Origin of the sequence: Roseibium album (assembly GCF_001404515.1) — a bacterium.
GTDB lineage: Bacteria > Pseudomonadota > Alphaproteobacteria > Rhizobiales > Stappiaceae > Roseibium > Roseibium album.
Window position 1 is genome coordinate 213,093 of record NZ_CXWE01000007.1, and the last position, 25,360, is coordinate 238,452.

Annotated in this window: 28 protein-coding genes; 14 read left to right on the top strand and 14 right to left on the bottom strand. The window is 56.9% G+C overall.

Going from position 1 to position 25,360, the window contains the following annotated elements; all coding sequences use genetic code 11:
* Nucleotide 1: 1 nt before the first annotated feature.
* Together LA5095_RS23440 and LA5095_RS23445 are read left to right on the top strand one after the other, a co-directional pair.
* Nucleotides 2-1,492: a glycerophosphodiester phosphodiesterase gene (locus tag LA5095_RS23440; protein WP_158510429.1), complete on the top strand. Its 1,491-nt coding sequence runs from the start codon at nt 2-4 to the stop codon at nt 1,490-1,492.
* Complete coding sequence (locus LA5095_RS23445) at nt 1,485-2,501, top strand: LacI family DNA-binding transcriptional regulator (RefSeq protein WP_055119404.1); 1,017 nt, start codon at nt 1,485-1,487, stop codon at nt 2,499-2,501. The genes LA5095_RS23440 and LA5095_RS23445 overlap by 8 nt, the downstream gene beginning before the upstream one ends.
* A 103-nt stretch (nt 2,502-2,604) precedes the next feature.
* On the opposite strand, the gene LA5095_RS23450 is transcribed toward LA5095_RS23445, so the two are convergent.
* The 5 genes from LA5095_RS23450 to LA5095_RS23470 form a co-directional block, all read right to left on the bottom strand.
* Nucleotides 2,605-3,660: an L-idonate 5-dehydrogenase gene (locus LA5095_RS23450; protein ID WP_055119406.1), complete on the bottom strand. Its 1,056-nt coding sequence runs from the start codon at nt 3,658-3,660 to the stop codon at nt 2,605-2,607.
* A gap of 8 nt (nt 3,661-3,668) precedes the next feature.
* Entirely contained in the window at nt 3,669-4,946 is a 1,278-nt protein-coding gene (locus tag LA5095_RS23455; protein WP_055119408.1) for a TRAP transporter large permease, read from the bottom strand.
* A gap of 2 nt (nt 4,947-4,948) precedes the next feature.
* On the bottom strand, nt 4,949-5,446 hold the full coding sequence (locus LA5095_RS23460; protein WP_108873330.1) for a TRAP transporter small permease: 498 nt from the start codon (nt 5,444-5,446) through the stop codon (nt 4,949-4,951).
* Nucleotides 5,447-5,508: 62 nt separating this feature from the next.
* Nucleotides 5,509-6,486, bottom strand: a complete 978-nt coding sequence (locus LA5095_RS23465) for a TRAP transporter substrate-binding protein (protein WP_055119410.1) — start codon at nt 6,484-6,486, stop codon at nt 5,509-5,511.
* Between the two features lie 6 nt (nt 6,487-6,492).
* Nucleotides 6,493-7,221, bottom strand: a complete 729-nt coding sequence (locus LA5095_RS23470; RefSeq protein ID WP_055119791.1) for a GntR family transcriptional regulator — start codon at nt 7,219-7,221, stop codon at nt 6,493-6,495.
* 128 nt (nt 7,222-7,349) lie between these two features.
* On the opposite strand from LA5095_RS23470, the gene uxuA reads away from it, so the two are divergent.
* Nucleotides 7,350-8,567, top strand: coding sequence for a mannonate dehydratase (gene uxuA, locus LA5095_RS23475; RefSeq protein WP_055119412.1), 1,218 nt, complete (start codon nt 7,350-7,352; stop codon nt 8,565-8,567).
* 32 nt (nt 8,568-8,599) lie between these two features.
* On the opposite strand, the gene LA5095_RS23480 is transcribed toward uxuA, so the two are convergent.
* A complete protein-coding gene (locus LA5095_RS23480; RefSeq protein WP_055119414.1) occupies nt 8,600-9,412 on the bottom strand; it encodes a LuxR C-terminal-related transcriptional regulator in 813 nt (270 codons plus the stop codon).
* 265 nt (nt 9,413-9,677) lie between these two features.
* Between LA5095_RS23480 and LA5095_RS23485 the strand changes: the two genes are divergently transcribed.
* Nucleotides 9,678-10,856 (top strand): MFS transporter, encoded by a 1,179-nt coding sequence (locus tag LA5095_RS23485; protein WP_055119417.1) that lies wholly within the window; start codon nt 9,678-9,680, stop codon nt 10,854-10,856.
* Complete coding sequence (locus tag LA5095_RS23490; protein ID WP_055119419.1) at nt 10,853-11,395, top strand: amino acid synthesis family protein; 543 nt, start codon at nt 10,853-10,855, stop codon at nt 11,393-11,395. The genes LA5095_RS23485 and LA5095_RS23490 overlap by 4 nt, the downstream gene beginning before the upstream one ends.
* Before the next feature lie 193 nt (nt 11,396-11,588).
* On the opposite strand, the gene LA5095_RS23495 is transcribed toward LA5095_RS23490, so the two are convergent.
* Nucleotides 11,589-11,990, bottom strand: coding sequence for a hypothetical protein (locus LA5095_RS23495; RefSeq protein ID WP_055119793.1), 402 nt, complete (start codon nt 11,988-11,990; stop codon nt 11,589-11,591).
* 250 nt (nt 11,991-12,240) lie between these two features.
* Nucleotides 12,241-13,431 (bottom strand): fasciclin domain-containing protein, encoded by a 1,191-nt coding sequence (locus LA5095_RS33315; RefSeq protein ID WP_055119421.1) that lies wholly within the window; start codon nt 13,429-13,431, stop codon nt 12,241-12,243.
* A 240-nt stretch (nt 13,432-13,671) separates the two neighbouring features.
* Between LA5095_RS33315 and hmuQ the strand changes: the two genes are divergently transcribed.
* Nucleotides 13,672-13,986, top strand: a complete 315-nt coding sequence (gene hmuQ, locus LA5095_RS23505; protein ID WP_055119423.1) for a heme-degrading protein HmuQ — start codon at nt 13,672-13,674, stop codon at nt 13,984-13,986.
* Nucleotides 13,987-14,206: 220 nt separating this feature from the next.
* Here the strand turns inward: hmuQ and LA5095_RS23510 are convergent, their stop codons facing one another.
* Nucleotides 14,207-14,668, bottom strand: coding sequence for a DUF302 domain-containing protein (locus tag LA5095_RS23510; protein ID WP_055119425.1), 462 nt, complete (start codon nt 14,666-14,668; stop codon nt 14,207-14,209).
* A gap of 317 nt (nt 14,669-14,985) precedes the next feature.
* Between LA5095_RS23510 and LA5095_RS23515 the strand changes: the two genes are divergently transcribed.
* Nucleotides 14,986-15,465, top strand: a complete 480-nt coding sequence (locus LA5095_RS23515; protein ID WP_055119427.1) for a DUF3429 domain-containing protein — start codon at nt 14,986-14,988, stop codon at nt 15,463-15,465.
* Here the strand turns inward: LA5095_RS23515 and LA5095_RS23520 are convergent.
* Nucleotides 15,457-15,807, bottom strand: a complete 351-nt coding sequence (locus LA5095_RS23520; protein WP_055119429.1) for a carboxymuconolactone decarboxylase family protein — start codon at nt 15,805-15,807, stop codon at nt 15,457-15,459. The two genes, LA5095_RS23515 and LA5095_RS23520, sit on opposite strands and share 9 nt — an antisense overlap.
* A gap of 283 nt (nt 15,808-16,090) precedes the next feature.
* Here LA5095_RS23520 and LA5095_RS23525 point away from each other — a divergent pair, with 283 nt between their 5' ends.
* The 5 genes from LA5095_RS23525 to LA5095_RS23545 all read left to right on the top strand — a co-directional run bounded on the left by LA5095_RS23525 (nt 16,091) and on the right by LA5095_RS23545 (nt 21,201).
* Nucleotides 16,091-16,768 carry a cupin domain-containing protein gene (locus tag LA5095_RS23525; RefSeq protein WP_055119795.1) on the top strand — a complete coding sequence of 226 codons (678 nt, stop codon included), beginning with the start codon at nt 16,091-16,093 and terminating at the stop codon, nt 16,766-16,768.
* Nucleotides 16,769-16,787: 19 nt separating this feature from the next.
* Nucleotides 16,788-17,879 carry a flavin monoamine oxidase family protein gene (locus tag LA5095_RS23530; protein WP_158510430.1) on the top strand — a complete coding sequence of 364 codons (1,092 nt, stop codon included), beginning with the start codon at nt 16,788-16,790 and terminating at the stop codon, nt 17,877-17,879.
* 170 nt (nt 17,880-18,049) lie between these two features.
* Nucleotides 18,050-19,279, top strand: a complete 1,230-nt coding sequence (gltS, locus tag LA5095_RS23535; protein WP_055119435.1) for a sodium/glutamate symporter — start codon at nt 18,050-18,052, stop codon at nt 19,277-19,279.
* A 407-nt stretch (nt 19,280-19,686) separates the two neighbouring features.
* A complete protein-coding gene (locus LA5095_RS23540) occupies nt 19,687-20,865 on the top strand; it encodes a helix-turn-helix transcriptional regulator (protein ID WP_055119437.1) in 1,179 nt (392 codons plus the stop codon).
* A gap of 63 nt (nt 20,866-20,928) precedes the next feature.
* Nucleotides 20,929-21,201, top strand: coding sequence for a hypothetical protein (locus tag LA5095_RS23545; RefSeq protein WP_186009648.1), 273 nt, complete (start codon nt 20,929-20,931; stop codon nt 21,199-21,201).
* 65 nt (nt 21,202-21,266) lie between these two features.
* On the opposite strand, the gene LA5095_RS23550 is transcribed toward LA5095_RS23545, so the two are convergent.
* From LA5095_RS23550 to LA5095_RS23565, 4 genes are all read right to left on the bottom strand, one after another.
* The gene (locus tag LA5095_RS23550) at nt 21,267-21,830 is read right to left on the bottom strand and encodes a DUF1190 domain-containing protein (RefSeq protein WP_055119441.1); all 564 of its coding nucleotides are present in this window, start codon (nt 21,828-21,830) and stop codon (nt 21,267-21,269) included.
* A 91-nt stretch (nt 21,831-21,921) separates the two neighbouring features.
* A complete protein-coding gene (locus tag LA5095_RS23555) occupies nt 21,922-22,332 on the bottom strand; it encodes a DUF350 domain-containing protein (RefSeq protein ID WP_055119444.1) in 411 nt (136 codons plus the stop codon).
* 21 nt (nt 22,333-22,353) lie between these two features.
* Complete coding sequence (locus LA5095_RS23560; RefSeq protein WP_055119446.1) at nt 22,354-22,998, bottom strand: DUF2491 family protein; 645 nt, start codon at nt 22,996-22,998, stop codon at nt 22,354-22,356.
* Nucleotides 22,979-24,034: a potassium channel family protein gene (locus LA5095_RS23565; RefSeq protein WP_055119798.1), complete on the bottom strand. Its 1,056-nt coding sequence runs from the start codon at nt 24,032-24,034 to the stop codon at nt 22,979-22,981. Before LA5095_RS23565 ends, LA5095_RS23560 begins: the two co-directional genes overlap by 20 nt.
* A 163-nt stretch (nt 24,035-24,197) precedes the next feature.
* Here LA5095_RS23565 and LA5095_RS23570 point away from each other — a divergent pair, with 163 nt between their 5' ends.
* Both LA5095_RS23570 and LA5095_RS23575 read left to right on the top strand, forming a co-directional pair.
* The gene (locus LA5095_RS23570; protein ID WP_055119449.1) at nt 24,198-24,641 is read left to right on the top strand and encodes a YjfI family protein; all 444 of its coding nucleotides are present in this window, start codon (nt 24,198-24,200) and stop codon (nt 24,639-24,641) included.
* Between the two features lie 35 nt (nt 24,642-24,676).
* On the top strand, nt 24,677-25,348 hold the full coding sequence (locus LA5095_RS23575) for a PspA/IM30 family protein (RefSeq protein ID WP_055119451.1): 672 nt from the start codon (nt 24,677-24,679) through the stop codon (nt 25,346-25,348).
* The last annotated feature ends 12 nt before the right edge of the window (nt 25,349-25,360 follow it).

The following is a 25,360-nucleotide window of genomic DNA, read 5'->3' on the forward strand; positions in this document are numbered from 1 at the left end:
GATGACATCCTTTCTGCCTGGAAAGACCTGGGTTCGAGACCGCTGCGACGGGCCTCTGGTGATCGCGCATCGCGGAGCCAGCGCCCATGCCTTTGACAACACGATGCGTGCTTTCAGGGTTGCACATGAGCTTGGTGCAGACATGTGGGAAGTCGACGTCCGCCTGACAAAGGATGGCGTACCGGTCGCGTTCCACGACGAGGATCTGAGAAAGACATGCGGCGTTGACAGATTGCTTTGTGATGTGAGCGCGGAAGAGCTCTTTGAAATGACGGCCCTTGCGGGACGCCAGGCCCCCGCGTTTTCCCAGGTGGCCAGGTTGGCCGCGGAACTGGGCGCGGGAATTTATCTGGATGCAAAAGAGGGTCATGCCGCTTCCCTGGCGATCGAAAACCTCGTTGAAAACCGGATCGAACGGGTCATTGTCGGTGCCAACACACCAGAATACTGCGCTGAATTGATCGCAGGCGGTTGTCCGTATCCGGTCTCGATCCTCGTCGGTCCCGGCCGTGATCCGTTCGCAATTGCCAGCGCATGCGGGGCAGAGCTTGTTCACCCGTGCTGGGAGCATGCGAGCGACAGGCCGGACAGGCTTCTTGACGATACATTCTTCCGGAAAGCAAATTCGCTCGGGCTGCCTGTCGTGACCTGGCATGAAGAACGAGCAGATGTGCTGGCCGAGCTGGTTCAGATGCCCATACTTGGTATTTGTTCCGACAAGCCGGAAATGGTCCGTCCTTACTCATCCGGTCCTTTGCATGTTCCTGAAATCGTTTGCCACCGGGGGGCTTGCAGGATTGCCCCTGAAAACACGGGTGCCAGTGCCAGGACAGCCTGGGATGGCGGCTTCGACTATGTGGAGATTGATGTACGCGAAACGGCCGACGGGCAACTGGTCCTCCACCACGATGAAACCCTCGAGCGCACGACGACCGGGACGGGGCCACTGGCAGGCCGCAACCTGCGTGAGCTGCAAAAGCTGGATGCCGGCAATTGGTTCGATGCCTTTTTCAAGGGAATACGACTACCCACGCTTTCGGAGTTCGTGTTGCTTGCTGCGAAAGGCAACCGGAAACTCTATGTCGAGATCAAGCAGGCTGACGCCATGAAGACGGCCGGGGAGGTTCTCGGCAAGCTGTCGCACGAACAGGTTTTCTTCTGGTCGTTCGATCAGAGCCGAATGATGCAAATCCGCAAAGCCTACCCGAACGCACGCCTCATGGTTCGGCCGGAGGATTATGAGACGCTGGAGGACTGCCTGTCGGCTTATGACGCCGATATCGTCGAATTCAATGCCCGGAACGCGAACCCTGGGGATGTTGCAGCGGTTCGGGCTGCCGGGCGCAAGGTAATGCTTGCCTATATGGGTGACGACCTTAACGTCCTCTCGGAGCTTGCTCAGCTTCAACCGGATCTTCTCAACGTGAATGAGCCGTTTCTTGTCCGGAAGATGTTCATTCAATCGGAAAAGGACGGAACAAGCGATGGCTGATCGAGGGAGTTCGAAGAAACAGGTCAATTCCTTCGATGTTGCCCGGCTCGCCGGCGTTTCACGTTCCGCCGTGTCGCGAACCTTCACCGACGGTGCCAGCGTCTCTGAGGAAACACGAGAAAAAGTGACCAGGGCCGCGACAGAACTCGGCTATCGGGTCAATGTTCTTGCGCGCTCGTTGCACAAGCAGAAATCCGATCTGGTCGGTGTGGTCGCCGCGGATCTGGACAACCCCTTCAGGGGGGAGCAGATCGATCTCTTGTCGCAAGGCCTTCTGGAAATGGGACTGCGCCCCATTCTTCTAAGGGGAGACCCGTCGACCGACGTCGCCGATCTTATCGGCTCTCTGCTTCAATACAGCGTTGCCGGTGTCATCGTGACGTCCGACACGCCACCTGAAGAAATCTGCCGCGAATGCCTTGAAAACGGCGTGCCGCTTGTCGTGGTCAACAAGCGTGATCCGGGTGCCCCGGTCGATCGCGTGGTGACCGACTTCGAGGCTGGTGGACGGTTGGCATTCGATCATCTCATCTCGTGCGGTTGCCGGAAGCTCGCTGTCGTGACACCGGAGCGGTCGTCTTACTCTGTGAACGGTCGGGCGCTCGCGTTCGAACAGGCAGCCAATGATGCAGGCTTCCCGGTGGTTCGCATCGCCTGGGGAGCTCAATCCTATGACGGTGGTCTGGCAGCATCCGCTTACGTCAACCGCGTGAAGAGCGAAATCGACGGAGTCTTCTGTACAGCCGACTATCTTGCACTGGGCGTCCTCGACGGGTTGCGCCATGAACACGGCATCAGGGTGCCGGAAGATATGCAGGTGATTGGCTACGACGACATAGTCCAGGCATCCTGGAAGTCATATGACCTGACCACGATCGTTCAAAGCCGCAAGGATCTTTGCGATATTACGCTGAACCTTCTGATGCAGCGACTGGTGGATCCGGATCTGCCGCAACAGATTGAGGTGAGCGGCGTCTCCTTGAGGCAACGGAAAACCACCACCGGCTGACAGTTCCCTGCAAACACGTTCGGGAAGCACACCGGAGAGAATGTGCCGGGTATGTGGCAATCTGGAGCCGCCCGGACCTGCGAGCAGCGGCAGGTTTAGCGACCTAATCCGCGCTGTATCCATTGAACACGATATGGACCTTCATGGCACGCGCCCTGTCACCGGCATGGTCAAATGCTTCGGCCGCCTGTTCAAGCGGGTAGGAAGGGCTGATGATCGGTCCAACGTCAATTGTTCCCTCATCGATTGCCTTGACTGCAGCCGCGAATTCCGCGTGAAACCGGTGTGTTCCCTTGACCGTTATCTCCTTGCTGACAATCAGGTTGAGCGGCATGGGCGTGTCTCCCGCAACTCCGACGGTTACGAGCGTTCCCCGCGGCCGCAGGCTGAGCAGAGCGTCCTTGATCGCAGCCGCCGACGCTGAACATTCAAACGCGACGTCGAACTGTCCCTTGTCGGTCTTGTATGGAGCAAGGCCATCAGGATCAGTGCTCAGGTCAATGGTTTCGTTCGCACCCATTTGTCTTGCCACGGCAAGTGGCATTGCCTGCAAATCCGTGACGGCAATTTCGGAGGCATCTGCGTCTTTCGCCGCGGCAACGCACAACGCGCCGATCGGTCCCGCTCCTGTTACAAGAACCCGTTGACCCTTGAGGTCGGGCGCCTGCGCGCGGGCATGCAGGCAAACTGCCAGAGGTTCTGCGCAGGCGGCCTTGCGGGCCGAAACCTTGTTCCGGTAACGGAATGCCTGGCGCGCAGGAACGACAACCCGTTCGCGAAAGAGGCCTTGTTCGTGCGGAAGTCGGTAGGCCGATCCCATGAACCGCATTTCAAGGCAATGAACCTCTTCACCGGCCTTGCAGAACTTGCAGCTCCCGCATGGTTGGCTTGGATTGATGGCAACAAGGTCGCCATGTTGAACCGCACCGGCACCTTCACCGACCGCAACGACACGACCAGCCGCCTCATGGCCCATGGCGATAGGCTCTTTCACACGCACAGGGCCGAAGCCGCCATCATGGTAGTAGTGCAGGTCTGAGCCGCAGATACCACCGGCAAGAATGTCGACCTTTATTTCTCCAGGTCCCAATTGCGGTTCAGGATGCTTTTCAAGCCTCAGGTCACGGATTCCATGCAGGACACAGGCGCGAGACATCATGGTGGATCCTATTGGAAGATGAGGTTCGGCAACCAGGTTGCCAGGGCCGGGATGAACGACACCAGCAAGAGAACGATGATATTGCTCAAAAGGAAGGGAAGGATTGCCTTGACCACCGGTGTCAGCGGCAGCCGGGCGATGCCGGCACAGACAAACAGGCAAACTCCGACCGGTGGTGTCGTCAGTCCGATCATCAGGTTGAGCACCGCGAATGTAGCAAAATGCAGGGGTTCAATACCAACTGCCTGCGCGAGAGAAAGCAGGGGCACGAAGAGGATGATCAACGCGGCGATCGTTTCCATGAACATGCCGACAAAGAGCAGAAGCAGGTTGATGATCAGGATAACGAGAATGGGATTGTCGGTAATCGTCAACACGGCGCTGGCGATCGCCTGAGGTATCCGTTCCGAGACGAGGATCCAGCCGAAAACATTCGCCAGTCCGACAAGAGCCAGGATCGAGGCTGCCGATACGGCGCTGTCCACGATGATCTTCGGCACTTTCTTCAGCGGCAGTTCGCGGTAGACGAACGCTCCGACAATGAAGGCGTAAACACTGGCGACAACTGCGGTTTCGGTGGGTGTGGCGATGCCGCTCAGAAGCCCGTAGATGATGATGCCGGTCATGGCGATCGCCCAGAAAGCGCTTCCCAGGGCGCGCACGAGTTCGCTTGCGCCGCGCCAGGGTTCGCGGGGAAAGTTTTTCCGGCGTGCGATCACGTAGCAGGTGATCATCATCGCAAGACCCATCAAAAGACCCGGAACGGCGCCTGCCATGAACATCTGGCCAACAGAAATGCCGCTGAGCGCGCCGACGATGATCATCGGGACACTCGGTGGAATGATCGGGCCGACCGTGGAGGAGGCGGCGGTGACGGCTGCGGAAAAGTCGGCCGGATAACCGGCTTTTTTCATGCCCGGTATCATGACGCCACCTATGGAGGCAGCATCCGCGACGGCCGTTCCGGTGATGCCGCCGAAGAGCATGGAGGCGCCGATATTGGTCAGGCCGAGTCCACCCCGGACCCAGCCGACCAGAGCATTCGCAAACCGGATGATGCGCTCGGTGATGCCGCCATTGTTCATCAGGTTTCCGGCCAGAATGAATCCCGGAATGCTCAGAAGGACAAAGACATCGATCCCCGCGTAGACCTTTTGCGGGATGACGACCAGCGGAATGCCGGAGACCAGCAGATAGCTTAGGGACGAAAGGCCGAGAGCAATGGCAACGGGGATGCCGATCACGAGCGATCCCACGAAAACGGCAAACAGAACAAAGACCTCCACGCTCAGGTCTCCCGTTTCATGTCAGCTTCATCAGCCGACAACAGCGTCAGAACGGCTCGAACCATTGCAAAGGCAAGCAGGAGAAGAAAAAGAAGAAAGACGCTGAAATGGATAAAGGACATCTGTAGGCCCATTGCCGGAGATTTCTGGAGTAACCCGATTTGCACGTATTTCCAGGCACCGGGCAGCAAGATGGCCGCAAGAAACGCCGTTGCCAGAGAGGCGACCAGGCGAAGAATACGCGGCCAGGGATCGGGGAGGGTGTCGCAGACGATGTCGACATTCACCAGGTCTCCGCTCATCAGACCCAACCCGACACCAAGTGCCGTCATGTAGATCAGCGCAAACCGGGTAAGTTCTTCTGTCCAGACGGGAGAGTCGCCGATCGTTCGCCCCAGCACCTGGGTGAGCACCGCCAGGATCAGAACCATGAAGGCAACAAAAACCCCGATACGGCAGAGAAGCTCGAGGCTTCGATGGACTTTGAGAATGACCTTCATGAATTGACCTGGATAAAGACCCGCCGCCAGGTAATCCCGGCGGCAGGCAAGTTGGGGAGGGACTACTTCTGACTGTTGAAGAGATCTTCCACGATCGGTTTGACCTCGTCGTTTACGTTCGCCAGAACTGCGTCCTTCGCCGCTGCTGCATAGGCTGCTCCATCGACCTCGACAAAGGTCATTCCCTTGTCTTCCAGATAGGCACGGTCTTCTGCGAGACTGGCCTCAAGAAGGCCTCGTTCAAAAGCCTGGGCGCGTTTCGCCGCTTCAAGAACGCTTGCCTGGTCTTCGGGGCTGAGGTTTTGCCAGGTCGATTCAGCAATCGTCAGGTAGATCCAGGATCTGACGTGCTGGGTCAGGTTCACATGTGACTGGACCTCGTTGAAATTCGCCGAACGGATCAGGGCAAGCGGGTTTTCCTGAGCCCCGATGGTGCCGTTCTGCAAGCTTGTGAACACTTCCGAAAAGGCCATGGGTGTCGGCGCGGCCCCAAGTGCTTTCCAAACGTCAACGAAGAGTGGCACATTGGGAACGCGCATCTTCAGGCTCTCAAGCTGATCCGGAGACGGGATGGCCCGGTTTGACGTGAGATTGCGTGGTCCGCGCGCGAAATAGGCAATTGGCCTGATCTGCGCTTTTTCGACAATTTGTGCCTTGATCTGGTCGCCGATATCGCCGGAGGCGATTTCGTCCATGTGCTCGGTCGACGCATAAGCGTATGGGACTGCGAGAAGCGCTGCCATCGGAGCCCAGTTCTGCAGGCTTTCGCCGGTGATTGTCATGTCGACCGTGCCAAGCTGCATGCCATTGATCAGGTCGATTTCCTTGCCGAGCGACTCGTTCGGATAGACCTCGACTGCGATCCGCCCATCGGTCAGTGTCGAAAGCTCTTCACCGAATTTGACCGCTGCCTTGTGCCAGGCATTCTGCTCGTTTGCCAGGTGACCCAACTTCAATGTCGTTTCCTGCGCCATTGCAGCCCCTGCAGCGAACTGCGATACGACGCATGCCGCGAGGAAAGTCCTAAATCTGAATGCCATGTTCCGTCACTCCCTGTTGAATGGTGATCCATCAGTCGCCAGATCCTCGCAGCGATCAAAATAGATCTGATTTCTCTGAATGATCTGGGGCAGAGTTTTGAGGATCTCGTTCAGATGTTCACGCATCGCCCGGGAGGCTGTGTCCGGGTTGCCTGCTTCGATCTGATCGACAATGGCCGTGTGCTGTTTGATCAGCGTGGCGATTGGAAAGAGTTCGAAGCTCAGGAACCTGACCCGGTCCATCTGGCTCTTCAGCCCTTCCACGAATTGCCACGCAACGTCCTTTCCGGCAGCCTCTGCAAGGGTGCGGTGGAATATCTCGTCTTCATTGATGAAGTCCGCGGAGGACGTCTTGCCGATCTTGGCCTGGTTCCGTAATTGCGACCGCAATTCCTGAACCAGCGCCGGCTGCGGATCCTGTGCGAGCAACCGCACGATGTCGGCCTCGACCGCTTCCCGAACGAACCGCGATTGCAGGACGGTCGGGTAGTCGATCTTGGTGACAAGTGTGCTGCGTTGTGGCCGGATCAGGAGAAGCCCCTCCTCGGCCAGTTTGATGAAAGCTTCGCGGACCGGTTGCCGGCTGATGCCATAGCTCTTGGCGATCTCTGCCTCGGACAGCTTGCTGCCCGGCGGGAGGTCATTCTTGACGATGCGCTCACGCATGATGCGACGCACTTGCGGTGCGATCGCAACGGTATCGTCAAGCCACGTATCGATTACGACTTCGTTCAACACGAGAAGTCCTCCCAGCGTCGTTATCTACCATACTGCCATACTAGTCAACAAAAATTTGACAAGTGGCGGTGAAGCATTCAAAAAATGAGTCACATACTTATTCAAGGCTACAGGAGGGAGCAGGGTTGCGCGAGACATGGAGATGGTTCGGTCCGGCGGATCAGGTTTCACTGGACGACGTCGCCCAGGCGGGGGCAGGCGGCGTGGTCACCTCTTTGCACCATGTTGCGGTGGGAGATGTCTGGACGCCCGGGGAAATCGCCGCGCGCCAGGCCCTGATCCGTGAACAGGGTGCGCATTTGCCTGTATCCCTGGAGTGGGAAGTGGTGGAAAGCCTGCCGGTATCGGAAGACATCAAACGACAGACCGGACCCTGGCGGGATCATGTCGAAGCCTACAAGACCAGCCTCACTCATCTCGCAGAAGCGGGCATTCGAACCGTCTGTTACAATTTCATGCCGCTCCTTGACTGGACACGGACGGATCTTGCCTACGCCGTGCCGACCAAGGCCACCTGCATGCGTTTCGACCTGATCGATTTTGCCATGTTCGATCTATACCTGTTGAAGCGCCCTGGCGCGGAAGACAGTTTCCCTGCCGAGGTGATCGAGGTGGCGCGGCAACGTTTCATGGATGCAGATGATGGTGCCAAGCAAGCGCTCGTGCGCAATATCATCTGCGGCTTGCCGGGTGGAAACGACGAATTGACGCTGGAAGATATTCGCGGCCACCTTGAGGCCTACAAACCCTATGATCATTCCGCCCTCTGTCGGCACCAGTCGGACTTCCTGGAACAGGTCGTCCCGCATGCGCAATCTCTGGGATTGAGACTCTGCTGCCATCCGGACGATCCGCCGTTCAGTCTTATGGGTCTGCCGCGCATCATGTCGACCGAGGCCGACTACGCACGGCTCGTTGCGGCAGTTGATTTGCCGGCAAATGGAATAACACTCTGCTCGGGTTCACTTGGTGCGCGTGGAGACAACGATCTTCCCGGCATCATGCGCCGGCTTGGCGCTCACGTACATTTCCTGCACCTGCGCAACGTTGCTCTGGAACATGACGAAACAATCGGTTCGTTTCACGAGGCGGAACATCTGGCGGGAAGTGTCGATATGCCCGCCTTGATTGCAGCGGTCCTTGATGAGGAAAAACGCCGGACTTCGGAAGGGCGCGAAGACAATTCCATTCCCTTCCGACCTGATCATGGACAGGACATTCTCGATGATCTGTCTCGCCGGGCACAACCCGGCTATCCCGCGATCGGCAGGCTGAAGGGACTTGCGGAACTGCGCGGTGTCATCGCCGGGCTGACATATGCCAACCTGCAGGAAAGCGTCTGATGAGAGTCACTGGAGGTCCACGATAGAGTGGGTCACTCCACCTGGGCAACAGCCCTCAATTCGCTGATCATGCGTGCATTGTCGAGTGCAATGACACTCTGATCGGCAAAGGTCTGGGCAAGTGCCGTCACCTGCGCATTGAAGGGTCTGACCTGCTGCCTGTAGATTGTGAAGGCGCCGACCAGGCTGTCGCCGGAGAGCATCGGAATGGCAACGAAAGATCGGGCGCCGCCAAGATCAGCTGTTGCGGCACGCAATGGATCTTCCGTGCGATAAAGCTCTTCCGAGCGGACATCCACAATGTTGATGATGTCCTGCACCGTTTCCATTCGTCCCAGTCCGGTTTCCGCACTCACGGCAAACACACCTTGCGCCTCAAGCCAGTCCTTGAACTCTGCGGGAATGCCCCGCGAGAACCTGGCCGAGAACCGTCTGTTGCGGCGATATTCGAAGAGTATGCCGAATTCCGCATCGCATAGTATCAGGGCGTGACCCAGGATTGCGGCCATCACATCGTCAATGTCACCGCGCGACCTGCTGATGATCCTCAGCACCTCGCTGAGCGCCTTCTCCCGCCCGATTGCTTCTTCCAGGCTGAGTGCCAGTTCGGAAATCACTGCTGCATGGTCGCTCTGGTTCATTTGTTGCCGGCCTTTGCCTTCAAGGCGCGAATGCAATTCCAGCTTGGAGGAAACTTCCAGTTTTCGGTAGATCGCGGCCAGATGCGTTCGCACGGTTGAGGGTGCAATATGCAGCCGTTCGGCAATCGCGTGATAGGTTTCCCCATGCGCATAGCAACGGGCGATTTCCAGTTCGCGCGGGCTCAAACTCTTTTCAGGCTGCACGCAACAACGCCTCCGACATTTTTCTGCTCATCCTGCGTCACTCCAATGTGGCAGCAATACCGCATGTAGTGTAGCCGAATACAGCAAGGTGCCGGACAATATACTGCATCTGCACGATACCGCGGCTTGCGAGACGTCCCTAAGCTTGGGTAGCGAGGGGAAATGCAATGACCAGACAAAGGGTTTCAACGGACCGGTACCATGCCCGCCGGCGCGAATTTATCGCGAAGAACACAGGTTCCGCTCACGTGACAGGGGCGGTGTGATGCGTTGGCGAATGCTGGCGCTGCTGTTCTTCGCGCGCATTGCCCTCGGATTTCAGTTTCAAACGGCCGTATCCGTAGGTGGCGACCTCGTCACGGCATTTGAACTGGACTATTCGGAAGTCGGGATACTGATTGGTCTTTTCATGGCCCCTGGCCTGTTGCTGGCCTTACCGGCCGGGGCATCGGGGCGGTTTCTCTCCGACCGAATGCTTGCGGTCTCCGGCCTGGGCGCGCTCGCCCTCGGTGGCCTCGTAAGCGGGCTTGGACAGGGACCTGTCACAATCGGTGTTGGCAGGTTGCTTGCCGGAGCAGGCTTTCTGTTTGCGACACTCTACTTCACCAAGATGATCGCCGACTGGTTCGAAGGCCGGGAAATTTCAACCGCGATGAGTATCCTTGTCATGAGTTGGCCTTTCGGTATTGCCATGGGGCAGGTGGGACATGTCTTTCTGGCCGATCTCTTTGACTGGCGCGTGCCGTTTTTTGCAGCCTCCATGTATTGCGGGCTTGCTGCGGTCGGCGTCCTGGCCTTTTATCGGCCGCCACCGGAACGGACCGTCGCAACTGGCCGCAGCTCCGGCAGGTTGAACGGTCGGGAATTGCAGCTGGTCCTGCTCGCGGGAACAGCGTGGGGGGTCTTCAACGCCGGTTATGTTGCCTACCTCTCCTTTGGACCTCGGATGCTGGAAGAGCTTGGCCATTCTCCGCTGCAGGCCGCGGCGCTGGTGAGCATCGCCAGCTGGATCATGATCGTCTCGGGCGCGATTTGCGGTCAGGTCGTCGACCGCTTCGGGCATCGTGATCTCATTCTGATCGTCTGCATGGCGAGTGCCGTTGCAGCTTTATGGCTGGTTGGCACGTCCGGTGCCGGGCTCGCTGCAAGTCTCCTCTTCGGGCTTGTCGGCATGGCGCCCGCCGGTGTCATCATGGCACTTGCCGGCGAAGCGGTCCCACCCGCGCGGCGGGCGTTTGGCATGGGCGTCTTTTTCACGGTTTACTACGCGATCATGGCAGTTGGGCCGCCTGTCGCCGGATGGATCTATGAGTCGGCAGGAACCGCAGGGGCTGCGCTTGCCTTCGGTATGGTCCTGTTTGCGCTCGTTGTTCCCGCCGCACTGTTGTTCCGATTTGTGCGACAGAGAGACGGACCTGATACATCGAGGAAGGGAATTGGATGAACATTCGAAAGACGCTTGTGATCGAAGAGATCGTCGAAACCGATGAATTTGGAGTGGCTTGCGATCCTTTGAAGCGTATGGCGGCACTCGCCGTTCTGCAAAATCCTTTCGCCGATACCGATGCAGACGATCTTTCTGTGCTGTTTGAAATGGGTGCGGAACTCGGCGAAAGGCTTGCCGGAAAAATCATGGAACGATTGGGCAGCGCGCCGACCGGCTACGGCAAGGCGGCAATCGTCGGGACTGGAGGTGCCGCTGAACATGGTGCCGCGCTTTTGCATCCAGGACTGGGCAAACCCGTTCGTGCCGCAATTGGCGGCGGCAAGGCGCTGATGCCTTCCAATGTGAAGGTCGCCGCCGCAGGTGCAACGATCGACCTGCCGCTTGGCCACAAGGACGAAGCCTGGGCGTTCAATTTCATTGACACAATGACGCTCTGCTTCGCCGACGCACCACGTGCGAACGAGATTGTCCTCTGTGTGGGAATTGCTGCTGGTACCCGTCCACGCGCCCGGGTCGGAGAGGGGCCTCGACCTTAGGGAGAAGGTAAGAGGGTTTTGGTCCGGTGGCCGGATTTTCCCGGTGCCGGAACAAGGTCTCCTGTCCTCTGCCCTGCAGCCGGAATTCAAATCGGTGACAGAGAGTGGCGACAGCTGCAGTTTCCTTGAGGGGAAGTCGCGGGGTCCCTTGAAAGATCCGCAGGGCTTCATTCGTCGGCAAGGATTGGAAGCTTCAACGGTGTGGGATGAGTTTGACCGCCATCATGCTGATCAGTGACCAGCAGAAAGTGCGAAACGTCATCGCCACGACGGTGCGCATTTCGAAGGCTCCACCATCCAGAATATGCACGCCGAGATACGCGAAAACCGCCAGGATCGCCAGCAACAGCAGGACAGAAGACTGAACTGCCCAGTATCTGTGCGCCCAAAGCCCAAGGCCTGTAAGTACATACCAGAACCCCGAAACAAAGTTGAACCACAGGACAGTCTGAACCACATCTCCGAAATTCGAACGGATGTCTTCACTCGAAAACAGAGCGGTGCCGCCGGACAGGATTGTCAGAACTCCGAACAGAACCGCAAATCCGGCTGCAAATGCGAGCGGATCGGACAGCTTGCCAGGTCGCGACAACATGGTTGGTCTTCCTTCGGGAAAATGCCTTCCGGACCGGGTGCCGGTTCCTGATGCTACAGCGTGCAATACCTCATTGCGAATTGCGGGTGTGCGGCATTCCAGCGCGATCACTTTTCCGGTGCCGGTGCCGTTGACGGCGCAAACGCTGCTGCACACAGGCGCTGAAAAAGCGTTGAGAGCTTGCATCGGCCGGTTCTGTTGAGGCCGGCCGATGCCAAAAAAACGTACCGGACATTCAGCGGTGCATTTCTCAGACGCTGAAAGGATCGTCGTTCACGAGGAACTCGATCGCCGGCAGAAGAGCTGCCGGGTCGACACCGGAGGGGATCCCGTTGAGTTCGATCGTTCCCGTCAGATGGGTGATCAGCAGATCGCCATCTCCGGAAGCGCCGAGGGATACGGCGGCTTGCAGGCCATCTGCGACGGGATCGGTATCGAATTCAAGAAGGTCGGTGAATTGAAGTCCCGGATCACCGGTTGCGGCGATCGCATCCAGAACGACCGGATCGCCGTCCCTCAGATCGAGCACCAGCTTATCGCGCTTGGCGTTGAAGTCCGCAACCACGTCGTGGCCTTCTCCTTCACGGAAAGGATTGAAGACGAAACTGTCGGCGGAACGGCCGCCGACCAGGAAATCGTTCCCTTCCTCCCCGACCAGAATATCCTTGCCGCGTCCACCATTCAGGTAGTCGTTGTCAGCGCCCCCTTCCAGCGTGTCCTTACCACGACCGCCGAACAGGTAGTCGTTGCCGTCACCACCCTTGACCAGGTCCGATCCGCGTCCACCGAAAATGATGTCATGTCCGCCAAGTCCGTTGGCGATGTCGTCACCTTTGCCAAGAGAGATGAAGTCGAAGTGATCTGAACCGATGACCGCGTCAGGGCCACGTCCTGTAAACAGGAACCCGCCCTTGGCGAAGGTAATGTCATAGGGCAGAAGGACATTGTCGATGACATGAATGATGCCGTTTTCTGCGACAATGCCGTTCTCCGAACCAGCCGGGTTGGTCACCGCGGGATCGGCAAAGCCGGGGTCCTTGTCGCCAAGCGAGAGGCCACCGTGTGAGCTGTCCGGCTTGATTGTTTCGCCCGAGAGGGTTTCAACGGTATTGGAACCCGCAACGGCGCTGCCATCCAGAGCATCCCCGGCGATATGATAGGTCAGAACCGACTTTAGGAAGGAGGTTGGATCGTCTGAAGGTGAAAGCAGCTCCGAAGCGGCAATCAGTGCCGGCACGACTTTGGATTCGTCCGAGCCCACGCTTGGATCGAGCGCATTCGCCAGATTCAGAAACGCCTGGTCGGTTGGCGCGAACACAGTGAGGCTTGCGTTCTTGTCGCCTGCCGCATTCGCGAGATCCGGAAAGGCACCGAGTGCCGCCGTCAGAATTTCAAAATCGGAACTTCCACTTGCAATATCGAGGATCGTGTTTGTAGGCATTTTTTTGCGCTCCCTACTTGCGCCCCATCGCGGATGTTTACGGTTGGTCGCCGGAATGGTTTGTTCATCATGCTGAATTGCTGATCACAGTCGCGTGAAGAAGTTCGTTGTAAGCCCGTGCTGTTTTTCCTGGCTGAGGGAAAGAATACCAAAACGCCTTGAAAAACTTGAACATCTACATCAGGTTATGAGCGGTCCCTGTCCCGCGGCAGGTGAGAAAAGACTTGTCTGGAGCAGATCATGTATTTGGCGATGAACCGGTTCTCTATTCTGAAAGGCCAGGAGGAGGCTTTTGAAACAGTGTGGCGGGAACGCGAATCCAGACTGTCCGATGTGCCTGGTTTTCAAAAGTTTCATTTGCTGAAAGGGGCTTTCGACGAAGACGCCGGAACGACCCTTTACGCCACCCACACGATCTGGAGCAACCGAGAGGATTTCGTCAACTGGACAAAGTCGGAGCACTTTCGCGAAGCCCACAAGAACGCGGGCGGGAACAGGCACCTATATGCAGGTCACCCCAAATTCGAAGGCTTTGAAGCGGTTCTGAGCGAATAGAGCGTCGGGTCGTTTATGGATTTTTGGCGCGCGAAACCCACCCGAGGTCTCGGGACAGACCTGCGACACCCAAGCAGATTTCAGACGTTTGTTCCGGTCAACCTAAATGGACGCGGCGCATGAGGCGCGATCATGCGAAGCGGCGGCATCGGTGTTCTTGATCAGCGATCTTCCACCGATACCGCAGCGGTCTCATGAGCCGGAGCTATTGGCCGGTGGCTTACTCTGACGCTTTCGCGGTCAGATTTTTCAGAGCACCGGTCATCTTGCCGATGCTGGGGTGGTCGGCCGGTAGGCCATGTGCCGCTGCAAGGGACGCAGGAGCGTGGTAAACGAGGATCGTGCCGTTGTCGGTTTCGATGATCGCCACGCGAATCGGCAGGTCGAGGCCGGCTTCGGGGGCGTCCCGGATCACCGGTGTTCCTAGTTTCGGATTGCCGAAGATTACAACCTGGTTTGCCGGAATTTCCATATCGACGCTTTTTCCGCCGGCAGCATGGTCAACACGCGCAAAAACCTTCGCCCCTGCCTTTTCAACCGCGGCAACGAGATTGTCGGCGGTCTGTTTGACCGAGTGCGGGCTCGGAACTTTCACAAGATCGGTGTCGGCGGCTTTTGCGACCATGGCCGACGACGTGAGAAACAGCGCGAGGAGGAGTGATTTGAAAGCAACATTCAGCATGTTCGTCTCCAGATAGAATGATCATTAATGGCGGGCAGTTTCATTCGGAGATTGTCTCTAAGGCCAATCACACTTTTATGAGCGGAATGAAGCCATATTGCGGAGAGCGGAACAACGGCCGCTCAATTGCAGTGTCTAATGCAATGATCGGGTGTTGTCGAAGATCCGGGAGCCACGTTTCACGTATATCGCACGCCTCAGCGAAGCTGCTCGCCATCTGCAAGCCCGGGAACCGGGTTCGTTGTTCGAGTTTTTGCGCCGGAAGATGAAATACCGGAAATGCCGTGCGGTGGTCTGACCAGTGGAGAATACAACCGATGAATTCGCAAACCGCCGCATCGCAATGCACTTCCAACGGCGCCTTCGTCCCGTCCCCGGCAATATGGCTCGGCGGTGCTGGTGTTGTTCCATTCCTTGCTTGTGCACTGCTTGCACTGCTCGGCCCGGAACCCGGAGCGTCATGGGCGGCTCAGGTGATGGTCTGCTATGGAGCAGTGATTCTGTCCTTCCTCGGCGGTATCCAGTGGGGTCTTGCAACAGGATCTGCAGATCCGACCGATGTCCAGACCAGACGTCTCGGTCTCAGTGTGCTTCCGTCACTTGTCGGATGGGGCGCCTTGCTCCTGCCTGTGTTATGGGGGCTGCTGGTGCTTTTGACAGCATTTGCACTGGTTCTTTTTCTTGACCTTCAGGCGACGCGGCGCGGTGAGGCTCCCGCCTGGTTTCCCAGGCTCAGGGTCCCGCTAAGTGTGGCGGTCATGGTGTCTCTCGTATTCGGGGCAGTTGCTTCAGTCTGATGCAGTCAGGCCGTCGAAAGCAGCAAGGGCTTCCGATCCATAGATCATTGATGGGCCGCCGCCCATATAGATTGCAACACCGATGACTTCCAGAATCTCCTCCCGGCTGGCCCCAAGACGTGCGGAAGCGCGGGCATGGTAGGCAAGGCATCCATCGCAGCGGGCGGTGATGCCGATTGCCAGCGCAATAAGTTCCTTGGTCTTTGCATCAAGCGCACCGTCCTTCATCGCGCCGGCTGCAAGGGCTGCAAAACCCTCTGCAGTATCAGGTGCACCTTTCCGGACTTCCGCCATCCGGCCATCGGTCTGGGTGATGAACTTTTCCCAATCAGCTACGGCCATTCCTGCCTCTCACTAGTTTCAAATGTTGGAAAGTATGGTGGAGGATTGCGGCCGATTATGCGTTGATGTGCGTCAAGGCCTGGTCTGTCAGAGAGTCAGTGAGCCGTCGCGAACCGGAGAGGGTGTCCACGGGATCACGCTTTCGTGAATTGTAGTACAAGAGGAATGGTTTCATCTATCTATCAATAGATAGATTTGATTGCCTTAACTGCAGCGGCGGCCAGGATTTTTTACCGGGTAGTTGATGCAGCAGCGTCAAGACAAAGCCTGCTGGAGAAGAACCATGGAAGTGAACGCCGAATTCGATCGCAGTGTCCGGATCACACCGAAAGATCACAACTGGGTGGCGTCACCCATGCCGGGTGTTGAACGAATGATGCTCGACCGGATCGGGGATGAGGTGGCAAGGGCGACGACATTCGTGCGCTATGCGCAAGGCAGCGCCTTCTCGGCGCATATGCACGATGGTGGCGAAGAATTCATTGTGCTGGAAGGTGTGTTCGAGGATGAGCACGGTGCATTTCCAGCGGGCTCCTATATCCGCAATCCTCCCGGCTCGAGACACACGCCGAGCGCTCCGCAAGGCGCAGTGATTTTCGTCAAGCTATGGCAGTTCGATCCGGATGATCGCAGTCACGTTCGCATCGATACCAACAAGCTCGGAACGGTTTCGGATGCGGCCCGGCCTGGTGTCGGTGTTTCTCCCCTTTTTGAAGACGCGCGTGAGACAGTCAGGATCGAGACCTGGGCCGCGGGGACAAAGGCACAGGTGGAGGCACCGGGTGGTGCAGAGTTGCTGGTTCTGTCTGGAACCGTTTCGGTAGACGGCGAATGGCTGGCACCCTGGTCGTGGCTTCGCCGGCCGGTGCAGGAGCATGTCCAGCTTGAGGCGGGTCCGGAGGGTGCACGTATCTGGATCAAGACCGGTCACCTGGACCATGTCTCGGCTCCTGGGTCCTGAGTGACAGAAAGGCATGCAGGTGACAGGCAAGAAACAGAAGATCTTGATTGTCGGAGCCGGATTGAGCGGCCTTGCCGTTGGCCGGTTGCTGTCAGACGAAGGACACGACGTCACGCTCCTCGAAGCAAGGAACCGGGTCGGAGGACGAATTGTTTCCCTGCCGGGACAAGCCGGGGGCAATTTGCGCTACGATTTGGGGCCAGCATGGATCTGGCCGCACAACAGGCGAATGCTCAACCTCACGTCGGAACTCGGATTGTCACTGATGCGACAGCATTCGGCGGGCAATCTCGTGTTTCAGGACCAGAATGGCCATGTACGGCGCGATCTCGAGTTCGCAACGATGGGCGATGCGCTGCGAATACCAGGCGGTCTCGCGCAACTCACCGAACATCTGGCGGCAAGACTGCCGCAAGAGACCCTTCACCTGGAGCATTCCGCCACGCGTATCGAAGCGCTTCAAGCCGGACTTCGGGTGTCCGGCGAAAATTCATCCGGCCCGTATACGAAGACCGCAGATCGGGCTGTGCTGGCGCTGCCGCCGCGTCTCGCCTCAATGGGCGTTGATTTTTCTCCCGCGCTTCCTGCCGAAGTCATCTCTTCGATGACCAATGTACCGACATGGATGGCCGGTCACGCGAAGATTGTGGCAATCTACGAGAGGGCCTTCTGGCGCCAGGCAGGACTTTCAGGGGATGCAATAAGTCATCGCGGCCCGCTTTTTGAACTTCATGATGCCAGCGCCGACGAAGGGGCGGCTGGAGAAGCTGCCCTGTTTGGTTTTGTTGCACCTGGTCGAGGCGGGCAGCGCATCGATGAAAGGCAACTTCTTCGTGACGCCGTCGCCCAGTTGACAGACTTGTTTGGTTCGGAGGCCGCCGAACCCGCGCGCTTGCATTTCATGAATTGGGCATGTGAGGAACGAACGGCGACACCACTCGATACCGCGGACATATCAGCCCATCCTCGATATCAGGATATCGAACTTGCGATTGACCCATGGTCCGGACGATTACGGTTTGCAGGAACAGAAACGGCACCCGAAAACGGTGGGTTTCTTGAAGGAGCGTTGGAGTCAGCCGAGCGGGTTGCACGCGCAATCACATTCTGAAGGTTGCCCCGTGAATTTGCAGCCATCTGTTCATGTTATCACGACGATCAGAACCCAGAACACGCTTGGTTTGACACTACTTTTCAGCTTACGATGCCTTTTCAAGGGCTTCCGGGCGCGACGTACTTGCCCATCCTGTGTTGTGAGATTGCCGGGTATTGGAGAAATTCATGGATGCGACCGCCGCTGCCGATCCGATCGTCATCGACAGTTTTGCAGCGTTCACATTGGGCATCATCGTCTATTTCCTCGGAGCAAAGCTCACCAAGCGGTTTTCGATACTTTCCTCCTACAGCATTCCCGAGCCCGTGAGCGGAGGTCTGGCGGCTGCGTTTTGCGCTCTTGTGATCGTGGTTGCGACCGGTCGCACGATTGAATACGACCTCTCGGTCCGGGACTTTCTGCTGGTCTATTTTTTCACAACGGTTGGATTGAATGCGAGGGTTTCCGATCTGGCACGTGGCGGGCCGATCCTCGCGGTCATGCTCGCACTGACCCTGGTGTTCATGCTCGTTCAAAATGGCGTTGGTGCAGCCGGGGCACTGCTTTTCGGCATGCCGTCCCAGTCCGGTGTCCTTCTGGGCACGGCTTCCCTGATCGGCGGTCATGGAACGGCGATTGCCTGGGGTCCCACGATCGCCTCCCAATACGGAGTGGCCGGTGCAGCCGAACTGGGCATTGCCTCCGCGACCGTCGGACTTATTCTGGCGAGCATTCTTGGTGGTCCGATTGCAAAGTACCTGATCACGAAGAACAGCTTGACGGCGTCCGATGGCGAGGATGCGGACGAACCGCACGAGGCGGCGGCGACCGACGAGACCCGTTCAGCGATCAACCACGTTGAAATCATGCGCTGCATCCTCTGGATCCATGTAGCAATCGTCATCGGCTACTCGGCCCATGAAAGCCTATTGGCAGCCGGACTAAAGCTGCCGTTGTTCGTACCATGCCTGATCTCGGGCATTGTCCTGTCGAATGTTGTTCCGCTCATATTCAGGAAGGCAAAGGCCCCGGCCGGAACCCAGTCGATGGATCTCATCAACGAGTTCAGTCTTTCGGTCTTCCTGTCTATGTCGCTGATGAGCATGGAGCTCTGGACCCTCGCCGGCAGCGCGGGTGTGCTTGCCGTGACCATGCTGTTGCAGGCGGCTGCGGCAACCGTTTTCATAGTGCTGGTTGTTTTCAGGGTCATGGGGCGCAATTATTTTGCAGCCGTCCTGTCGGCCGGTTTCGCCGGTTTTGCACTCGGTGCGACCCCCACCGCAATTGCAAACATGAAAGCGGTGACACAGCGCTACGGGCCGTCTCCGCTTGCTTTCATCGTATTGCCGCTGATTTCCGCATTTTTTGTCGATCTGGCGAACGCGTTTATCATTCAATGGTTCCTGGGGCTCGGCTGACACCCCGTTGTCGCCGGGCTTGTCAGGGGCTTCATGACAACGTCATTGTCGGCGCTACGGGCCGGGCACCCATGTGCCTGGGTGGAAATCACCAGGCAACCCTTTCCCTTGAGAAACTTTTGCAGGCTCCGGCACCGGCCGAACCGTCATACGCGCTCCGTCTCCTTCGTCGTAGTATATCCGGGAACCAGGCGGCGCGATGACTAGGCGCTGTTCCGGAAAATGTGTGTTTACAAATGCGATGTGCAGTTTTCAATTGTGAATATTGACTTCACAACTAGGAGAAATTTGACGAATTGTTGCAGTTGTATAATTGTAAACAAGTTAAATCGCGTGATGTGATTGAAATATTTCCCTGAATAGACGGAGTTGGATCCCGAAATGTTTTCGACATCAGAAAGGGACCGATGAAGGGCAGACCATTTTCCGGGACGATGACCCCGAGCACGCTCATATCTATTTACGATGCCGCGTTTTCGAAAGACCATTGGCGCAATGCGCTCGATATGTGCGCCCGATCCATGGGAGCAAACGGAGCGATGCTCTACGAATTCTCGAATTTGAGTCAGGTGAATTTTGCATTGAACGAAACCAATTCCGCACTCCACGCTGCCGCCGATATCCTTTCTGAATACAATCAACTCCTGGCAGACGGTCGAGGGTCGAATTACGATCAGGAAGGCCTTGGAGCCACTCACCGTGCGGATCCGTTTGAAGTCGTGCTCGACACGGACATCTGGCAACTGGACGAAAGCTATCAAGCTCGACCGGAAGTGCAACTCGGGATCCGCGCCGGGTTTTTACGTCGCGCCCTGGTGAACCTTTCCGATGATCCGAACACATTCAGGGGTGCAATTTTTCTCTACGGCCGGCAGTGTGACGCTGCGGTCCCGCAACAGGCGGCAGAGGTTGTGAACCAGCTTGGGCCGCATCTATCGAAGGCCGTTGAGCTGAACCGGTTCACCGTCGAACTTCGGCGCCGGTACGACGCTGCCCTGGCTGTTCTCGACAAGATCGACACGGGCATACTCATTCTGACCGAAGCGGGGGAGATCATTCTCAAGAACAGCGCTGCGTCAGAGGTCCTTGCCGAAGGTGATGGACTGTCTGTCGGGCCGGACAAGGTCGTTTCATGCTTTGCGGCGGAAGCGGAGGCGGCATTGAAAGATGCCGCCAGATGCCTGGCCGGAACCGCTGTCGGCGAAAATGATGAAGCCGGGCGGATCATTCAGATCGCTCGCAAGAGCAGCAAAGCAGCTTTGGTCGCGGTCGTTTCTCCGCTCAGGGACGCCGAAATGGAACTGGAGCGAAATCTGACCGGAGCGCTCGTCACCCTGATCGATCCGCAGAAACCCATGAAGATAAAATCGGACGTTGTTGCCGGTGCCTACAGGTTGACTGTTGCCGAACATCGGCTGGTCGACTTTGTCCTCAAAGGACTGACCAACAAGGAAATCGCTCTCGAACTCGACGTCAGTCCCGAGACGATCAAGTCACAAATGAAGTCCATGTTCGAAAAGTGCGGATGCCGCAATCGTGTCTCTTTTGTCTGGCGCGTCTTTCAGTTCGCGCCACCGATTTTCTAGGAATACTCTACAGGCCGGCGCGCATCGTCCGGCACCCGCCCGAAATCGACGCAGCGCCGTGCAATGCGTAGCCCTGATGGTTTTCGAAAAACAGATTGTCCGGTCTCACCAACCGGCGGAATTCCCCGCGAAGACACGATGCAGACCCGTCACAATAGCTGGACCCGTGAGCATTTGACCGCCTTGGACCCGATCAAGGTCAGTTTCGATCGCACCACCCACAATCCGGATAGTGGCGAGCAGAACCCGTCTGTGACCGAGATCTGCAGTCTCTTTTGCGAGGTTCAATTGGCCACGATACGCATCATGCACATACACACCAGGGCGATCATGTGAGTTTCTGCCAGTTAGAGGACTGTTTCCCGGCCGCCATGCTTGTCTGATGTTCGGCGGCAGGCAAATCAGCCGCCCCTCGATCCGGAACTGGAGCGACTGCCGAAACCACCGCGCGAGGCGACGGACGTGCGTGTCTGCACTTTGGCGGGTTTAGGAGGCGATTTGACTGCGTCATTGTATGTCCGCCAGCTTCCGCCGCCGTAACTTCCGACATAGTAACCGCCTGAAGTATAATAACGCTTGCTGCCACGTTCCGGGTAAACCGGGCGAACATTGGAACGAAGAAGATCGTTCGTGATTGCACCCGTCAATGCGCCGGCGAGGAAGTATCCTGCCGGGATCGGTGAAAAATACGATCTGCCGTTGGAAGACTCCCCGACACAGGCATTGTTGCCGTGCTGGTCGCTGCAAAGGCTCATCGATTCGTATCGTGGGCCAGAATTCTCGTGAATGTTGATACCGGTTTTCATGGCGCTAACGCAGACTTCATCCGAGATATAGCTGTCTGCCACACATTCGGACTCGGTCTTGTAAACGCGACCTTCCAGGTCGGGTTCCTGCGAACAGCCCGCTAGCGTTGCTGTCGTCGTTGCCATGACAACCAGTTTGATCGATTTGGATCGTTTCATAGAAAATCTCCTGACCGTCAAATCGGCCTGATGAAATTGGTAAGCAGAAGGGGCATTGTGCTGGCCTCCGTGTGAGCCAATTCGAAGTCGATCAATAAGTAATACAAGCAGCGTTGAGCAATCCCACCGTAATGGAGATCGCTGCGAGCTTCGTGCTGATGGCAATTTCACCTTTTTCGATACGGGAAGTGATCTTGGGGTAGAAGCGTCGGAAAACCTGATAGGCGATCAACTGTGCAACACAGGCGATGATGCCCCAGATAATGAAGTCGACAATATTGACCGAGTTGGCGGCGGCGCTTGCGAGCGGTAGTGAAAAGCCGACAAAGGCGGCACTGAAGACAAGTGACGCTGCCACGTTGTTGTCCTTGATCAGCGCCATCTCGTCGTGGGGCGTCATGATGGTGTAAATTTTCATGAAAACCAGCAGCATGACGATTGCGGCAATGAAATACGCGATGAAGGGAACGATGCCTGATAGAGATGCCTGTAGGTCGGCCATTTTGATCTCCGGTAATGTGACTTAGACAGAAAAATTGTGCTGTTCGAGCGGAAACCCGATCATGAATGCGACGCTCCGCTCCGCGTTTTCAGGTTCTTCCATGTTGATGAGTAACATTTCGTCCCGGCCGTCTTTGAGCTGGCGGGCGAACAACATTGCAGTCTGAAAAATTCGGCGCCGTCCCCCACCGGAACGGTCGTCGCAGATTTCTTCCCAATAGGTCATCGGATCTTCAGGCGAGGTCGAAGTGTCGAACCAAGCGCGCTCGAAACTGATATTCTCACCACCACGCGACAAGCTGTAGTTCTTCTGGCGGATGTTGTTCTTGCACTTGCTCCATTCCGCCTCGCCGGAAGGATACTGAACATCATAAAAGTACCAAAGCATGATTTCGTCGACGCGATCGTCGGCATTGCCATCTCCACCTTGGAACTGGATCAGGAACCGATCATCATCCGGATAAAAGCGATGCATATGCGATTGCTCGCCAAGGTCACAGTGTCCCTGTGCAGCGATCATCAGCGTGGTGTCGGGTTTTTCCATGAGGGTTTCATCCGGCAGCAACCGAAGAGCGATTGGATCGAATGTGATGCCGCGCCCGATTGTGAGGCCCAGGATTTCAGACGGCAGCCAATCCTTTGACCGCTTAAACAGAGATCCGAACATTTGATCCCTCCAGGCCTTTGGAAATGTCGTCAGCGCTCAGTCGCTTGTTGGCAAGATAATAAATTGAGCCTCCTGAATTGAGTTCCTTTGGAAATGGCCGGAACACAAATTCCTTGTCGTCTGGTTGGGAGACCGCAATCAGTGTGCCGTCGGACCCGCGCAACGATTGTTCAAGCATGGACGTTCCGGTCGGTTTATCGGCTTCGACAATTGCGGAGTAGATTGTCGCCCCGAATCCGGCGGTTGAAAGAGCCATGAGTATCTGCCCGGAGCCTGGATCTTGCGCGGCACGCACAAGGGACTCGCAGGCGTTCGAAACAACCGGCTCAATGTTCGCAAGTTTGCCGGAACGGCGTGCGGTGTCGCGGTCTTCGAAATAGGCGGCGATATGAACTTCGCTGTTCAATTCCCGGATGGCAAGGCAGGTATTGAAGGTCTCGGCGTCGGTGCCGGCATAGACCAGAACTTTTTGTGCCCCGGCAATTGCGGCGCGTTTGAGAGACTGGAGAGCGTCAAGCCGTTCGGCACGGATCAACCGGACACCCTCGGGGATTTCGATGTTTTTGGAGGTTGCCAGAAGAATGATTTTTTCATCGCCATCCTGCCCGGCAATCAGGTTCTCCACCATGAGAGGGGTCTTGTCGCGATGGTATCCGACAATGACGGTGGCGCCTTGCACGCGTTCAAAGTTACCGTTTCCGTCGGCCATACGTCTCACTCCTTCGACTAGGACACCTGTCAGCCGGCCAAGAACAGCTGAGAAAATCAACAAGGCACCGGGAAAAAACCAGAAAGCTGCGACCATGCGTCCGGCTTCGGTCTCCGGCGACAGATCGCCATAGCCGACGGTCGATGCCGTGGTCGCCGCGAAATAGATGAATGTAAGCGGATTACCAGTCAGGCCGGTCTCGCCCGCAAGCAGAAACAGCGCCCACGAGATGATCAGATAAGCGCAGATCAGCGTTGTCAGTAGCCAGAGCTTCAGCTCAAGAACATGCTGATAAACTCGCGAAATAAGTAGCTGCAATATTGGCACGGATGGATTCTGCCCCCGGTTGAATCGCATTGGTAATTTGACCAGAGGGCGGAGGCTTGTCAAATCGAACCTCCATGGCGAAAAATCGCTTGAAACCAGCCTGCATCACTTCTACTTGTTCGATGCTGGGTTGAAGGCCTGGCCATTAACTGGAGGCCAAAGAATGAGCGCGCGGCAAATCCCATGGACATTGCACGAACTGAAAGAGGCCCTCGAACGGTCCGCTTCGTTCGCGGAAAACGAAGTCCATTGCGCATTGAGCGAGACCCAGCCTGATGTTCTGGAAGTGCAACTTCGTTCAGCGGGTGAAATCACTCTGTTTCTGACGGTCGGTGAGACGCAGATCCTGACGACAACCGTCTTGTGGCCAAGGGATCTACAGGATGACCCGGCTGCGTTTGAAGCCATGATGCTTCGCAATCACAAAAAACTGCTGCCGCTTTGCGCTCTATCTATCGATGAAGTCGACGGCAAGGAGTATTATGAGCTCTTTGGAGCAATGTCGGTCCGCTCGACGCTGAACTCGGTGGAGACGGAACTGCGCACAATCGCCAATAGTGCCCTGGAACTGGCAGCTGATGTCGGTCCAAGGGCCGGCGTCGTTTGAGATCTGCTGATTGGTTGGAACGGGATAGTTGAGACATGAGTGTTTGGGGCAAATTGATCACGGCTTTCAAAGGCCATGCCAGCAATGCGGCTGAAGCCGTTCAGGACGCGAACCTGATGACGATCCTTGAGCAAGAGGTGCGCGAGGCCCGGCAGGCGATTGCAGCTGCCAAGGACGAAAAGGCGCGCATGTCTGCCAACCGGAAGCTCAAGGAAAAGTCGGTTTCGGAATTGTTGGGGGAAATCGAGCGTCGAACGGAAGCTGCCCGTACAGCAAAATCGCAAGGCGATGAGCCGTTGGCCATTGAGATTGTCGAGAGCATTTTGAAGCTTCGTGACAAGGTAGAGGCGGATCAGGCGCTGTTCGACCAATACAAGGCGACCGAAGAACGGATGGACAGCTCCATTCGACAGTCGGAAAGCAAAATCGAAACCCTGCAGCGCAAGATGGAAAGTGCCAAGGCGAATGAAGCACTGATCAAGGCGCAAAAGGCAGCATCCACGAACACGACTGCTTCTGATGGCAAACTTGCTGGCGCTGTTGACAGCCTGGCGCGTCTTGAGCAGCGTCAGGCTGAGCAACAGGCCATCCTGGAAGCAGCAGACGAAGAAGCACGGTTGGAAAGCGGAGCCGATCTTGAAGCCAAGATCAAGGCTTTGGAAAACCCGGGTCGAAACGACGTGAGAGCATTGCTTGAAAAACTTTGACGCCCCGATCGC